Origin of the sequence: Prosthecobacter sp., assembly GCF_046154365.1 — a bacterium.
In the GTDB taxonomy this organism is placed as follows: Bacteria; Verrucomicrobiota; Verrucomicrobiia; order Verrucomicrobiales; family Verrucomicrobiaceae; genus Prosthecobacter.
On sequence record NZ_JBJXFV010000097.1, the window covers coordinates 1 to 14,410 of the forward strand.

A 14,410-nucleotide genomic window follows, 5' to 3' on the forward strand; every position below is an offset into this window, starting at 1 on the left:
CTCTAAGGCATAGAATAGCCATAGGGTACACTGGTATTTTTGAGAATCTACAGCCCTCTAATCTACATCATTCCGGCGACGCACCCGCCCGGATTGCGAGAACAAGGTCGTCGCCTGGTCCAAAGGCGGTGCCTTCACCGAGCACGTCTGCAAGTCCTGCGGTGGTGCCATGAAGCACTGCACCAGCCACTAGGCTTCGAATCCTTCAAGCCGTCCGGTTCGCCTAAAACCGGACGGCTTGAGCAAGCCGGTTGAAACTACGGTAGGGTTAGACCCCATAGGAAAAGCGCACCCGGCTACGCGATGTGAAATGACTCTGCTAACACTCGTTCCCAACAAACAACATTATGAAAGCCACTCACAAATCTATTCTGGCCGCGCTGAGCGTCGTCATCCTCGTTTCCTTCACCATCGCCAGTTGTGCGACTTCCCACCACAGTTCTGGCGGCGGCACGCATAACATGGCCACCGGTCCCAAAGACCGGATGATGATGCCCGATGCGAACATGCCCGGCAAACGCTGAACGACCTGTCAGCGAGAGCGGGCGCGGTGTGTGATCTCCAAATTTTTGCCTTTCCCAAAAAGCGTGAGCACCTTCTTTTTGCGCCCTCGTCATCCAAGGCCTCAGAGGTTCTGCCCTTCCACCTCTCCGCCCCTTGCGTCAAAAACGGGCGGGCATTTGCCACGCAGCAGACTTCAGGCAGCAGGCGGCGAAACAACTCAACCCTTCATCTTCCGGGTGTTCCGCGTGTCCCGTAGGCCGTCATTCCCGGATTTAGGGCAAGAGAATGGGTGGGCAAAAGATGAACGGACAGATGCTGGGCATCCGAAGCGCCAAAGCTCATCGGTTTCCAGCCGCAAACACCAGCCAGCGTTGTGCCAACGGCCTAGAGAAGTGTGCCGACGCGATCAAAGTACGTGCCGACGGCCTGGAGCGGCATGCCGCCGGGGTCAAAACGAGTGACGATGGCGTCGGGGCGGCGTTTAGATTCGTCGGCGCGCTTCTCCAACCCGTCGGCATAGCTCTGGAAGGCGTCGGCGGACCACTAGATGCCGTCGGGGCGGCTCTAGATGTTGTCGGAATGGTTCTGGCAGCCGTCAGGGTGGCGTTAGGACCCGTCGGCATGCCACTAGATGCCGTCGGAGTGCCTCTGGATGTCGTCGGTGACACCTCCTTATGGTAATTTTAGCCCCCTTTCCCCTGCCTAGGGGCCTCCTGGGGAGCTGGCTGAAACTTCTGGGTCGAATGACCGGACTTGGGAGTCGGGTCATTTTGAGGCGGCGCGCGGGGTCCTGGACACGCGGCTGGAGGCCATCCATGCGCTGACCCTGGCCGTGGTGGGCGTGATGCGCGTGCGGGCTCAGCGCCAGCCTAAATCGCAGCATGTGGTGGATGAGCTGAGCGCGCGAGCGGAGTCGCGCGACGGCAGGGAGAAGGAAGGCACGGCCTGCCTCTCGGCGTGGAAACTGGAGTTCGGCGGCGCTGCCTTCGCACCGGGGCCGGGCATGATGAATGAGGGTTTTCGCGAGCTGTTTTACGGACGTGCCGCTGATCCGGCCGCCACGCCGCCGGTGACGGCACTGCCTTCGCTACGCGAGCTGAAGGAAACGCACTCGGACAAGTCCACCATCGACCGGCGGGACGCGGGTCGGCTCAATGCGAGGCAAGCCACCGTGCAGCGTGACTGCCAGGACTGGTATGCGGAGGCCACCAAGGTCTTCGTCGCAGGCACCGAAATTGGTGATCTGATCCGCTCCGAGGTGCCCACCTCGGACGAGTACGGCACGCCCGGCACGCCAGCCCCGACGCCGACTCCTTGAGAGCAGGTCATGGTCTGATCAGTCACGGACAATGCGTGCCGCATAGGCTCCGTCCACACCGCTGTCTGGCGGGAAGCTGCGCTGCCCTTCCTCCAGACGGAAGCCGGGCACGCTGGCCAGCACGCGCTGCACCCGTTGCTCGGATCAATGCTGCAGTTCAAGGTTCCAAGTTTCAAGTTGGGCGGGGGAGGGCGTGACACAGGCAGCCTGCCAGTTGCGCCGAACCCACCGGCTGGCCCGCCTGCATCGCTACGCGAAGCGTTACGGGCAGGCAGCCGGTCACCCGAACTGGGGGCCGTGCGCGGTGGCGCGAGTCCTTACCTTTTAGCGGCGACCGGAGCTTTGCGTGTCGTCTTGCGAGCACGTGGCGCTGCGGCAGTGGGGTTACACCCCATCGTAATCCGTCTCCTGCTGGCACAACGTGGATGCATGCGAATCAGCAATAACTTGGTTCGCTGAACCAAACACATCCAACCAACACCACCATGACAACACTCGAAATCAAAGGCGACTGGAACATCACCAAGGGCAAGCTGAAGCAGAAGTGGGCCACGCTCACGGACGACGATCTGCAATACATCGAAGGCAAGAAGGACGAACTGGTGGGCCGCATCCAGAAGCGCACCGGCGAGACCCGTGAAGCGGTGGAACACGCCATCAAGGGAACTTCATCCTGCTGCAATTAAGCGGGCAGTTCAAACAACGCACCGATCATGCCGCGTCAGCGGCAATGAACCCGGCAGCATGGGCAGGCCCGTCACCCAGGTTTACCACGGCCAGGAGATCAAACTCAGGCTCGAATGCGCGGTGGGGTAACACCCCATCGCGCAGCCGCGCTCTGCGGCGCAAGTTGAACCATGGCCGCCACCGGCCAGCCATTCCAAACACCATGAAAACATTGTTTACAGCCGAAGCGATTTCCAAAGGCGGACGTTCCGGAACCATTGAGTCGCCGGACCAGTTGCTCAACATCACGCTGGGCAATCCGCTGGAGCAAGGCGCGGAAAAACTGGGGCCGAATCCCGAGCTGTTGTTTGCGGCGGCGTACTCCGCCTGCTTTCACGGCGCGGTGAGGGGCGCGGCTAAAAAACTCGGCACGCCGGTCGCGGATTCCACCGTGTGGGCGCAGGTGAGCCTGATCGAGGATGACGAAGGCGGCTATCGCCTCGCGGTGGAGCTGCGGGCGCAGCTCCTCGGCATCGACCATGCCCAATCTCAGCGCATCATGGAGGAAGCGCACCAAACCTGCCCCTATTCCAAAGCCCTGCGTGGCGACATCGCCGTCACCCTGGTGGTGGTATAACCGTAACAAAACGCGCATGCAAGACCACGTCTATAAACTCCTCGAACTCACCGGCACCTCGACCACGTCCATTGAGGATGCCGTTGAAAAGGCCATCAAACGGGCGCACAAAACGGTCAAGAACCTGAGCTGGTTCCAGGTGATCGAGACGCGCGGCAACATCGTCAAAGGGAAGGTGCAGCACTGGCAGGTGACCCTCAAAATTGGTTTCGCGGTGGAGGATTGAAGGCATGAAACCAGAGCCACCCGCAGTCGAAAAGAATCTCGGCACCGATCTGAAGACGTTTGAACAACTTCCCGCCAAAACCAAGGACCTCGAACTGCTCCAAGATCGAGCGGAGAAGGCGGCCGGCCCGGAACACGTGGCCCTGCATCAAAAGATACGGGACAAATCCAAGTAGGGCGCTGCACGCCAGCGGATGCCACGCTCGCAGGAAATGCCCGACCGGTGGCACATCCCGGCTGCAAGCGTGGAAACTTGCGCCATCATGCGCGGGTGGATTCCGCTACGCCTCTCTTTGATCAACTCATTCTGCATCTCGACCCCGCGCCGCATGATGGTGCTTGGAACATGGCGGTGGATCAGGCGTGGCTGGAGCAGAGCGAGGTGCCGGTGCTGCGGGTGTATCGCTGGAATGAGCCGACGGTGACGATTGGCTATGCGCAGAATCTTGCCAAGCTCGCCGATGCTCTGCCTAGCTGGCCGGTGGTGCGGCGCTGGACGGGCGGCGGTGTGGTGCTGCATGAGAATGATTTTACTTATTCGGTGATCGTGCCGGCGAGTCATGCATGGTCGCAAACGAACCCGCTGGACAGTTATCGGCTCATTCATGAGTCCCTGGCGGCGGCGCTGGCAGATGGCAGCAGGCTTGCGGGGCCGGAGGATTTGATCGAGGCACCGTTTTGTTTCATGGCACCGGCGTTGCACGATGTGGTGCGCGGCAAAGTGAAAATCGCCGGGGCAGGGCAGCGGCGTGGCAAGCTGGGGCTGCTGCATCAAGGCAGCGTGCAGCAGGTGCTGCTGCAGGATGATTTCTGGACACGTTGGGCTTCGCAACTGGCAAAAAACGTACTCGTGAAGCCAGGGATGACTGCTGCGATGATCGAACGTGCCGATGAACTCACCGCGAAGCGCTACCGCCTGAGTTCGTGGCTCAACGAACGGGAGGATCAGTTGGGATGACGCGGATTTTTGTCTATGGCACGCTGAAACGTGGCCGTGAGAACCACCACTGGCTCGCCGGGCAGCAATTCATCGCTGAAGCGCGCACGCAGCCGATTTATCGGCTGTTCGACATGGGAGGCTATCCTGGGATGATCCACGATGACCATGGCGTGGCGGTCGAAGGCGAGATTTGGGAGGTCGATGCAGGTGGTCTGGCACGCCTCGATGTGCTGGAGGACATCGACGGCGGCGAATACGAGCGCGTGCTGCTCGAACTCGAAGGCGATCGCGTCGAAGGCTATCTGTTCCTGCGCGATGTGAGCGGCAGGCCCGATGCGGGTGCGTGCTGGTGATCAGGCCGCGCCAAAGAAGCCGCCGAGCTTCCGAATGCGGGTGGGATGACGCAGTTTGCGCAGTGCCTTGGCCTCGATCTGGCGAATGCGTTCGCGGGTGACGCTGAACTGCTTGCCGACTTCTTCGAGCGTGCGACCTGCGCCGTCGCCGAGGCCAAAACGCTGCTCTAGCACTTCGCGTTCGCGTGGATTGAGCGTGTCGAGCACGTCTTTGAGCTTGTCGCGCAGCAGGTGCATGGCGGTGAGCTCCATCGGGTTGCTCGCCTCTTTGTCCTCGATGAAATCACCGAACTCGGTGTCGCCTTCACCTTCGCCGACTTTGGCCTGCATTGAAACAGGCTGTTGGGAAAGACGCAGCACGGCGTTCACGCGTTCGACGGGGAGATGGATCTCCTCGGAGATTTCTTCCGGCGTCGGATCGCGCCCAAGCTCTTGCAGCAGTTGCTTATGCACGCGCATGAGCTTGTTGATCGTCTCGATCATGTGGACCGGGATGCGGATGGTGCGCGCCTGGTCGGCGATGCTGCGGGTGATGGCCTGACGAATCCACCAGGTGGCATAGGTGCTGAACTTGTAGCCGCGCTGGTACTCAAACTTCTCCACCGCGCGCATGAGGCCCATGTTGCCTTCTTGAATGAGATCGAGGAAGGACAGGCCGCGGTTGGTGTATTTTTTGGCGATGGAAATGACGAGACGCAGGTTCGCCTCGATCATCTCAGTCTTCGCCTTGGTGGAATCACTGACATGCTTGAGGGTGTCGGTGATGAGGGTGCGGTAGTCCGCCGCCGTCATCCAACTGTCGAGTTCGAAGGCGCTCACGGCCTCTTTCGCGGCCTCGCTGCGCGGATGCTCCTTGATGTTGCGCTCCAAGGCACCCAGATCCGTCAGCCGCTGCTGCAGCAGCGTGACGAAGTCCTCAGTGATCTTGGATTTGAAGTAAAACTTCTCGCAGTGGCGGAAGAATGTCGTGCGGGCGGCCTCGAAGTCCTCCAGGCAGGCGCTGTGCTTGCGCGGACCGGCTTTGATGAGGGCTGCAAAGGTGTGGGTGGCCTGCTCATGTGCCTCGTGGGCTTGGTGCAGCAGCGGCTTCAGTTTTTTGAAGTAGGCGTCGCGTTCGTCGGCCTTGCGGTCGCTCACTAGGCGGTCGAAACGTTCGACGCCGTTGCCTAATGCCTCGGCAAACTGGAGGTAGGCCTGGCCGATGAAACCAATCGTGTGCAGGCACTGGCGCAGGCTGAGGTCGGCCTTTTCGATGCGCTTGGAGATGTGGATTTCCTGCTCGCGGGTGAGCAGCGGCACCTGGCCCATCTGGCGCAGGTACATGCGCACGGGATCGTCAAAGACATCCAGCTTGGCCGAGGCGGCGTCGCGTTCGGCGGAAATGCGCTCACGGGCGGCGGTGTGGCGTGCGGCCATGCCATCAACATCGTCGGTGATCTTGATCTCCATCGCGCGCAGGCGCGTGATGAGGGCGTCCATCAGGTCCGGCGTGACGAAGCCGGAAGGCAGGGCCTCATTGATGTCATCCCAGGTCAGATGGTCGTGCTCGCGGGCGGTGCGGATGAGATTACGCAGGCGTGCCTGCACGTCCGGCGAGTGGATGTCGTCGTGTGTGGTGTTCGCAAATTGTGTGATGCTGCCGCTATAGCTGCTCTTCGGCGGCCGACCGCGACGGCGCTTGAGCGGCTGACCATCGGCCCCGGCAGCGATGACGGGCCGTTCCTTGGGCGGATGAATGCGCGGCCTGCCGCGACCACGTTTCGCAGGAACGGCGGCATGGCCTGCGGCGGCGGTGTCACTCGCTTTGCTGGCTGCGGCTGGGGAATGGGATCCGTTAGGAGAACTTTTGGAGACGGCCATACATGCCTCGGGGGTTCCGGGAGCGTCGGTCAGGGAGCGCGACTATCTGGGGAGCCTTTCGCACGGTCAAGGCATTCTTTGAGCAGAGCGCTTAACCCGACCACCTGCTGCTGTAGGTCGTCGATTTGCGCAATGGTGACACCGGGCTGGCGCTGGCGTGCTTTGGACAGAGTGATCAAGCTCCGCAGTCGCACAATCTCCAAAGTGTAGAGCGCCTGCCGTGCCTCCTCGAGTCCGCCCGGTGGGTGCGGACGTGCCTGCAACTGCATGAACGCCGCCTCTTGATGCCGGTCCAGACCGGCCATGAAGGCGGGCTGCGAGGATTCATCCAGCGGATTGTAGCGGCTGTGTACGAGGAGGGTGAGCAGCTCCGTGCCCGGCACATCGCGCAAAATGTCCTCGCAGCCGGTTTCACGCAGCCAGTGCAGCACTTCGGCATCACCCAAGGCCATCTGGCAGAGCAGCACGGCGGTCTTGTGCTGGGAGGCGAGCAGTTTTTTGGCATCATCGGCGACGTTGAGCGCCGCATCCGGTGTGCGCTGCTGCGCGCCGCTTTTCTGCTCGTTGCCAGCTCGTTTGACCATTGCGTTGAGCTGCTCCTCGGAGATTTCGAGCAGCTTGGCGACTTTGTTCACGGCGGTGATGCGCTGGGCCACGCCGTTGAAGATGCTGATCGCGCTGGCCACCTGCTCCGCCATGCGCACGCGCTCGGCCATGCCGTCGCCTTTCGCGCTGGCGCGCATGTGGCGGATCTGATGCTCCAAGAACTCCGGCGCATCCGTGATGATGGTGCGCAGCGCATCTGCGCCGTCCTTGCGGATGAGCGAGTCCGGGTCTTCGCCCTGCGGCAGCGCCGCGACGCGCACGTTGATCCCCTGCGGTGAGAGAATGCGGAAGGCTTTCTCTGTGGCCTCGCGGCCCGCGTTGTCACTGTCATAGCAAAGAATGACCTCGTTGCAGACACGCTTGAGCATTTTCGCGTGATGCTCGGTGAAGGCGGTGCCTTGTCCCGCGACGACGTTTTGCAGCCCGGCCTCGAACACCATGATCATGTCGATCTGGCCCTCGCAGATGATCGCCTGGTCCGCTTTGGCGATGAAGCGCTTCGATTTGTCGAAGCCGAAGAGCACACGGCTTTTGCTGAACACCGGCGTCTCGGGTGAGTTGACATATTTGCCGGTGTTTTCCTTCTTTTCGAGCAAGCGGCCGCTGAAGGCGATCACATCGCCGTTGTCATTGCGGATGGGAAACATCAGGCGGTGTTTCCAGCGAGGGTAGCTCCAGCCGCCACGGCCGTCCTCGTCCTGCTTGAGCGCAAAAATGCCAGCCTCGATCATCGCCTGCTCGGAGAGCTGCTGCTGCGCCATCCATTCGCGGTAAAAGGCCCGGTTCTCCGGCGCGTACCCCATCTGCCAGCGTTTGGCCATCTCCGCGTTGATGCCGCGTGCTTTGAGGTAGCCACGGGCCGGTGCGGCCAACTGATGTTTCATCAGCAGTTGGTGAAACCACTCTGCCGCCTCACGGTTCGCCCGCAGCAGCAGCGTACGGTGTTTCGCTTCCGCTTCGGCATTCGCGTCCCAAACTTCTTCGACGATGCGGATGCCTGCCGCGTCCGCGAGACGCTTCACGGCTTCCACGAAAGAAAGGCTGTCATGCTCCATCACAAAACGGATCGCTGTGCCACCAGCACCACAGCCGAAGCAGTGATAGGTGCCGCGCGATGGACTGACGTTGAACGATGGCGAGCGCTCGGTGTGAAACGGGCAGAGACCCACATAATTTGTGCCCGCCTTGCGCAGCTTCACGGCACGCCCCACCAGCGCCACGATGTCCGTGGCGGCAATCACCTGCTGGATGGTTTCCTCTGGGATGCGCGACATGCGTACGAGTGTGCGGAGCGGCTGTGGTTGGTCAACCATTGCGGTGGGACAGTGCGTCAGTGCGTCAGTAAGCCGGTAACACGGTAGGTTAGCGCTAAGCCAAAGTGCGATGCACCGATCTACTGTCCCACTGCCCCACTGATCCACCGGCACACCACACTTGCTCCACACTCCAACTCCGCTTATAACACGCACACCATGCCAACCGCCCAGCACACCTTCTCACGTCGTCGCTTCCTGACCACCAGTGCTGCCGCGCTGGGCTTTCCCACGATCATTCCGGCCACCGCGCTCGGCAAAGGTGGCCGTCCGGCACCGTCGGAGCGCATCACGGTCGGCGCCATCGGCTGGGGCACCATCGCGGGTGACTGGACACCTTCCTTTTTGAGCAATCCGAAGTGCCAGGTCATCGCTGTGGCCGATCCGATGAAGGAATACAACCACTACGGCTACGACGGCAAGGAAGCCGGTGGACGTGAGGCCGGGCGCAAGATCATCGACGAGGCCTACTCGAAAGCGGAGCATAAGCCGACGAAAGTTTGCACCGCATACGCCGACTTCCGCGAGATGATGGAGAAGGAGGATCTCGACGCTGTGCAGGTCTCCACGCCGGATCACTGGCACGCCTACATGGCCATTTACGCCGCTCGCAAGGGCAAGCACATCTACGGCCAGAAGCCGCTCGCGTTGAACATCGCCGAAGGCCGCCGCATGAGCGATGAGGTGGCGAAGGCTGGCGTCACCTGGCAGACCGGCAGCCAGCAGCGCAGCGATGTCTATTTCCGCCTTGCCTGCGAGCAGGTGCGCAACGGCCGCATCGGCAAGCTCAAGAAGGTGCGGGTGGGTCTCCCCGGCGGCCACAAGAACTGGAACGGCATGGCCGACCAGATCAATCCCGCGCCGCTGCCGCCTGACTTCGATTATGAGATGTGGCTCGGCCCAGCGGAGCAGATGGACTATCGCCCCGCGCTGCTGCCGCTGAACTGGCGGCACAATTTCAACTTTTCCGGTGGCATGATCACCGACTTCGGCGCGCATCACATCGACATCGCGCAGTGGGGCATGGGCGCCGATTTGACCGGCCCCGTCGAAATCAACAACATCAGCGGCAAGATGGACGCCAAGGCGCTCTACAACACCGCCAGCGAGTTCACCTTCGAGTGCGTGTATGAAAGCGGCGTCGTCATGCACGTGGCCAGCGCCGAACATGCGCTGATGCCGGAAGTCGCAGCGTTGCAGGCGGACACGAAGAAGCCGTTCGATCACGTCGGCGTCTTCTTTGAAGGCGAGGATGGCAAGTGGATCTACGTCAACCGTGGCAAGATCCAGGCCAGCAACCCTGACATCCTGCGTGACAAGGCCCACGAAGGCGAAGTTCATCTCTATGAGAGCAAGGACCACACGGACAACTTCCTCTCCTGCATCTACGATGGCAAACCGACCGCCACGCCGATCGAGATCAGCCACCGCAGCATCAGCATCGCGCATCTGGCGAACATCGCCATCCGCAGCGGCAGTGCTGCGCTGAAATGGGACCCGAAGAGCGAGACGATTGCCGACAACGCTGCGGCATCGAAGCTGCTCAGCAAAGAATGGCGCAAGCCGTGGGCACTTTGATCGTCTCGTCTCGTATGTCACACCGTCGTTCGCTTCTCGCCTGCATGATCGCCGTCACGGCGACCTGCTGGCAATGCATCGCATGGGCGCAGGCACCGGAAACGATCAAGATCGGGCCGCAAAAACCGCTGGAGCGGCTGCCTTCCCTTGCGCCTCCTTCGCTGAATCTGCCTGCGGGGCCGCGTGTCGAGACGAAGCCAGAGGCACCTGTCACCAAGCCGTCGTCGGCACCACCGCCGCTCCCCACGAATGACTCACTCGTCATCACGGGCCCGATAGTGCAGGCTTATCTCTACGTGGAGCCCTATCAGACGCGCTTTGAAGTGCTGTTCGATGCCGCCACCATGCTGGCATGGCTCTCGCCCGACGAAGCCGTGCCGAAATCGCTCACGCCGGAGCAGCAGCAGCAGTTGTGTGAAAAGGCGGTGTCGCGTGCCGCCGAATGGTGTGCTCTCAGCACTGCGGATGAAACGCTGCCCGTGCCGCAGCCGCTGGTTAACGTGATCAAGGGGCTGCCGGGCAACACGCTGCCGCTCAAGGAAGATGAAGAGGTCGCGTTGAACCAGGCCATGCTGGGATTCATCTGGGAATTCGCCACACCACCCGGTCCGGATGAGCTGAACGTCACCTGGAAAGGCTGGATTAAAGGCACCACGAAACTGCCGGTGCGTGCGTTCTTTGGACCGTTGAGCGAAGTGGGTGAGATTCATTCCACCGTCAAAATCTATCGCTGGCGCAATCAGGGCCGTCTGCCGCGTCCTTCACCACTGGCGGCGGTGCCGCAGTTCGAGGTTCCAGCACCTACACGCGTGCCAATCGGCGGCATCCTCTGGCTTCTCTTCGGCATTGTTTTTTATGCTTATCTCAAGATCAAAGACCATCGGCTGCCCGGTGGCAGCCTGCCGTTTATTGCCGTCTGGCTGCTGGGGGCCGTGCTTATGAGCCAGCTCTTGGTGATGCCATATCAAACCGGCTCCAGCAGCCCGAAAGTCTCGCAGGTCGATGAGGCGCAAAAAATCGTCTCCCCGCTGCTGCGCAATGTGTACCGTGCCTTCGATCACCATGTCGAATCCGACGTCTATGACGTGCTCGCCCGCAGCGTCGATGGCGAACTGCTGCGCAAACTTTACCTCGAAACCATCCAGGCGCTCACGCTCGATGGCCGTGAAGGCACCCGTGTCACCATCGCTGAATTTTCCGCCACGGTGGACAAAGTCAGCGCCAATCCCAACGGCGAGGGTTTCATCGCCGATTGCAACTGGATGGCCCGCGGCATCGTCGGCCACTGGGGCCACAGCCATCCGCGCGTGAACATCTACAACGCCCGCATCACCATCACGCCAGCGAAGGGCGAGTGGAAGCTCACCGGCCTCGAAGTGCAGGAAGTGCGGCGTTTGTAGCTCTCCATGTCAGCCCGGTCTGATCCGTCCGAACTGACTGATCCGTCGAAAATGCAGCGTACATGGCTCATGCGCCGCCTTCTCCTCCTCATCGCCGTCCCCGCTCTCGCCGCCGATCTCCCGCCGGACAAATCCACCGAAATCCCCGCCAGCGGCAAACGTCCCGTCGTCGTCAAACTGAGCACTGAGCACTCCGCACTGGGCACTCCAGCTCACGACCTCCCCAGCGGCTACAAATTGGAGATCGCCGCCGCCGCACCCCTCGTCACTCATCCCATCATGGGCTGTCTCGATGACCAAGGCCGCCTCTTCATCGGTGATGGCGTCGGCGTGAACTGGAACAAGAAGCAGCTCGAAGCGAACCCACCGAATCGCGTCCTCATGCTCGAAGACACCGACAAGGATGGCAGCTTCGACAAGAGCACGATCTTCGCCGACAAGATGACCTTCCCGCAGGGCGCGTGCTGGCTCAACGGCAGCCTCTACGTCTGCTCCCCGCCCGGCCTCTGGAAGCTCACCGACACCGACAACGATGGCGTCGCCGACCAACGCGAGATGATCGTCGGCGGCTTCGAATACACCGGCAACGCCGCCGACGTCCACGGTCCCTTCCTGCATCCCAACGGCCGCCTCTACTGGTGCCACGGCCGCAAAGGCCATGATGTGAAACAGAAAGACGGCACACTCGTCGATGAATCCCTCGCCTGTGGCATCTGGAGCTGCCAGCCCGACGGCAGCGACATCGCCTGGCACTCCCTCGGCTGCGGTGACAACCCCGTCGAAGTCGATTTCACTCCTGATGGCGACATCATTGGCGTCCAGAACCTCTATTACTCGCAACCACGCGGCGACACGATCATCCACTGGCTCTACGGCGGCGTCTATGAGCGCGGCGACCAGCTCAAGGCCATCGCCCATCTCCCGCGCACGCTCGAAACCATGCCCGTCATGTACAACTTCGGCCACGTTGCCGTCAGCGGCTGCTGCTTTTGGCGCAACTACCGTAGCCACGCTCGCCAGAGCGTGGATCGAGCGTCCCCAGACCACGCTCTAGCGAGCGCGGCTACACCGCAGCAGTTCATGGTCACCCACTTCAACACCCAGCGCCTCGTCCGTATGGAACTCACCCCCGAAGGCAGCACCTACAAGGCCGTCGAAAACGAATTCCTCAAACTCCACAACCCCGACATCCACCTCACCGATGTCATGGAGGACGCCGATGGCTCCCTCCTCCTCATCGACACCGGCGGCTGGTTCCGCATCGGCTGCCCCAGTTCGCTGATGGCGAAGTCGGATCTGCTTGGTGCGGTGTATCGCATCAAGCCCATGAAGGCTTCTCGAATCGCTGATACGAAATCGAACACAGTGGCCCCGAGTCTCATGTTGAATGATCCTCAAGAACAACTTCGTGCCTGTCAGGCGATAGCCGAGTCACCTGTGCCTGATCGCTCACACAATCTCGAGCTGGAACGGCTCTTGGCTGAAGAAATCGATCCATCTCTTGAACATGCGGTCATTTACGCCCTCGCGAAGCTCAATCGGAATAAGATCGACAATTGGGTCATGGTTGCTCTGATGAAACATGCGGCGCCAAAAGGCAGCACCCCTGAATTCATCGCAAAGTTTGGGAAACTTCACTCCAAACTCTTCTTGGCGCGTTCCATTCACGTTGCATTGGCTGGAGGAATCAAGGGCAAGGCTTTGGAAACTGTGCTGCAAGTGGCGCTTCGGAGCCGTTCCGATCCTGTGGTTGATGCGGCTTTGTTCGCTTTGTTCATGCGCCCGGAACTGTCGAATGTCGTCGCTGACGGGCTAAAAGATCGTAGCACGCCATTGAAACCGCACCAGATCGCCAAACTTGAGCAACTAGCCGTGCGGGCCCTCGCTGACAAAGCATCGCAGGATTCAATCACCGAGGTGTTGAACAGTGGGAATCCTGATACCACCCAATCCACGCTTCGCATTCTCGCCGCTCAAACCACCGGCGTCAGCAACGACACATGGATCCCCGCGCTCGATAAGCTCCTCGCCGAGACTCCGACACCGCTCGTGCTCGACGCCATCAAGAAACTCAAGACCCCGCACTTCGACACCGCCCTCCAAGCCATCGCCAACGACACCAAACGTCCGCTCTCCATCCGCTTGAAGGCGCTTGATTCCGCCAAGAGTGTCAAGCTCACCGGCGAAACCTTCACGATGGTCAAAGGCGTGCTTGCCGATGCCACCTCATCTGCCGCTGCGAAGATTCAGGCCGCCGGCATGATCGCCGCCGCACCGTTGCAGAAGCCGCAACTGCTCGAACTTGCGCCACTCTTTGCCACGCTCGGCCCGGTCGAACTCAAATCGCTCCTCGCCATCGTGCGCAAATCGAAGGAACCCGAAGTCGGTCGCACCCTCGCCAGCGAGATCGCCAAAAACCCCGTCATCGCCAGCCAGCAGGAGAGTTTGTACCGCACCGCGTTCAGCGATCTGCCGCCCGACCTCTTTGAAACCATCATCCTGCCCGCCTACAACACCGCCGCCGCCGCCACCGAAGCCAAGAAACGCCAACTCGGCCCGCTGGCCGAAAAAGTCATCGCCAGCGGCAACGCCATGAATGGGCGGAAGCATTTCGACAGCGGCAAAGGCACCTGCATCGCCTGTCACAAGATCGGCGACATCGGCCGCCCCATCGGTCCTGATCTCTCCCACATCGGTGCCATCCGCACCGAGCGCGATCTGCTTGAAAGCATCCTCTTTCCCAGCAACACGCTCTCCCGCGACTACGAGGCTCATGTCATCGAAACCAGCGATGGTCAGCAGACCCTCGGCGTCATCAAAAGCCACACGGCTGAAGGCCTGCTCGTCATCGACATCGCCGGTCAGGAAAAAACCATCGCCCATCAGCTCATCACCGGCGACACGACGCTCCCAACGAGCCTTATGCCCCTGGGCCTCGATCAAACGCTGCCGGAGCCGGAGTTGCTCGATCTCGTGGCGTGGCTGCGCAGTTTGAAGTGAATCGGAATGT

General features: G+C 61.0%; 14 protein-coding genes. 11 read left to right on the plus strand and 3 right to left on the minus strand.

Features of this window, described 5'->3' with window-relative positions:
• The first annotated feature begins 347 nt into the window (after positions 1 to 347).
• Positions 348 to 524: a hypothetical protein gene (locus tag ACKVY0_RS12265; protein ID WP_409215107.1), complete on the plus strand. Its 177-nt coding sequence runs from the start codon at positions 348 to 350 to the stop codon at positions 522 to 524.
• A gap of 364 nt (positions 525 to 888) precedes the next feature.
• Here ACKVY0_RS12265 and ACKVY0_RS12270 read toward each other — a convergent pair whose 3' ends face one another.
• Positions 889 to 1,011, minus strand: a complete 123-nt coding sequence (locus tag ACKVY0_RS12270) for a hypothetical protein (protein ID WP_409215108.1) — start codon at positions 1,009 to 1,011, stop codon at positions 889 to 891.
• A 337-nt stretch (positions 1,012 to 1,348) separates the two neighbouring features.
• Between ACKVY0_RS12270 and ACKVY0_RS12275 the strand changes: the two genes are divergently transcribed.
• The 7 genes from ACKVY0_RS12275 to ACKVY0_RS12305 all read left to right on the plus strand — a co-directional run bounded on the left by ACKVY0_RS12275 (position 1,349) and on the right by ACKVY0_RS12305 (position 4,643).
• The gene (locus ACKVY0_RS12275) at positions 1,349 to 1,822 is read left to right on the plus strand and encodes a hypothetical protein (protein ID WP_409215109.1); all 474 of its coding nucleotides are present in this window, start codon (positions 1,349 to 1,351) and stop codon (positions 1,820 to 1,822) included.
• A gap of 485 nt (positions 1,823 to 2,307) precedes the next feature.
• The gene (locus tag ACKVY0_RS12280; protein WP_409215110.1) at positions 2,308 to 2,508 is read left to right on the plus strand and encodes a CsbD family protein; all 201 of its coding nucleotides are present in this window, start codon (positions 2,308 to 2,310) and stop codon (positions 2,506 to 2,508) included.
• Between the two features lie 203 nt (positions 2,509 to 2,711).
• Complete coding sequence (locus ACKVY0_RS12285) at positions 2,712 to 3,125, plus strand: Ohr family peroxiredoxin (RefSeq protein ID WP_409215111.1); 414 nt, start codon at positions 2,712 to 2,714, stop codon at positions 3,123 to 3,125.
• A 16-nt stretch (positions 3,126 to 3,141) separates the two neighbouring features.
• Positions 3,142 to 3,351, plus strand: coding sequence for a dodecin (locus ACKVY0_RS12290; protein WP_409215112.1), 210 nt, complete (start codon positions 3,142 to 3,144; stop codon positions 3,349 to 3,351).
• 4 nt (positions 3,352 to 3,355) lie between these two features.
• Entirely contained in the window at positions 3,356 to 3,526 is a 171-nt protein-coding gene (locus ACKVY0_RS12295; protein ID WP_409215113.1) for a hypothetical protein, read from the plus strand.
• A gap of 95 nt (positions 3,527 to 3,621) precedes the next feature.
• Positions 3,622 to 4,308: a biotin/lipoate A/B protein ligase family protein gene (locus ACKVY0_RS12300; RefSeq protein ID WP_409215114.1), complete on the plus strand. Its 687-nt coding sequence runs from the start codon at positions 3,622 to 3,624 to the stop codon at positions 4,306 to 4,308.
• The gene (locus ACKVY0_RS12305) at positions 4,305 to 4,643 is read left to right on the plus strand and encodes a gamma-glutamylcyclotransferase (protein WP_409215115.1); all 339 of its coding nucleotides are present in this window, start codon (positions 4,305 to 4,307) and stop codon (positions 4,641 to 4,643) included. Before ACKVY0_RS12300 ends, ACKVY0_RS12305 begins: the two co-directional genes overlap by 4 nt.
• Here the strand turns inward: ACKVY0_RS12305 and rpoD are convergent, their stop codons facing one another.
• Together rpoD and dnaG are read right to left on the minus strand one after the other, a co-directional pair.
• Positions 4,644 to 6,503 (minus strand): RNA polymerase sigma factor RpoD, encoded by a 1,860-nt coding sequence (gene rpoD / locus ACKVY0_RS12310; RefSeq protein ID WP_409215116.1) that lies wholly within the window; start codon positions 6,501 to 6,503, stop codon positions 4,644 to 4,646.
• A gap of 29 nt (positions 6,504 to 6,532) precedes the next feature.
• Positions 6,533 to 8,383, minus strand: a complete 1,851-nt coding sequence (gene dnaG / locus ACKVY0_RS12315; protein WP_409215117.1) for a DNA primase — start codon at positions 8,381 to 8,383, stop codon at positions 6,533 to 6,535.
• A gap of 198 nt (positions 8,384 to 8,581) precedes the next feature.
• On the opposite strand from dnaG, the gene ACKVY0_RS12320 reads away from it, so the two are divergent.
• The 3 genes from ACKVY0_RS12320 (at position 8,582) to ACKVY0_RS12330 (ending at position 14,400) form a co-directional block, all read left to right on the plus strand.
• The gene (locus ACKVY0_RS12320) at positions 8,582 to 10,000 is read left to right on the plus strand and encodes a Gfo/Idh/MocA family protein (RefSeq protein WP_409215118.1); all 1,419 of its coding nucleotides are present in this window, start codon (positions 8,582 to 8,584) and stop codon (positions 9,998 to 10,000) included.
• Between the two features lie 14 nt (positions 10,001 to 10,014).
• Positions 10,015 to 11,400, plus strand: coding sequence for a hypothetical protein (locus tag ACKVY0_RS12325; RefSeq protein WP_409215119.1), 1,386 nt, complete (start codon positions 10,015 to 10,017; stop codon positions 11,398 to 11,400).
• A 69-nt stretch (positions 11,401 to 11,469) separates the two neighbouring features.
• The gene (locus tag ACKVY0_RS12330) at positions 11,470 to 14,400 is read left to right on the plus strand and encodes a PVC-type heme-binding CxxCH protein (protein WP_409215120.1); all 2,931 of its coding nucleotides are present in this window, start codon (positions 11,470 to 11,472) and stop codon (positions 14,398 to 14,400) included.
• Positions 14,401 to 14,410 lie beyond the last annotated feature (10 nt).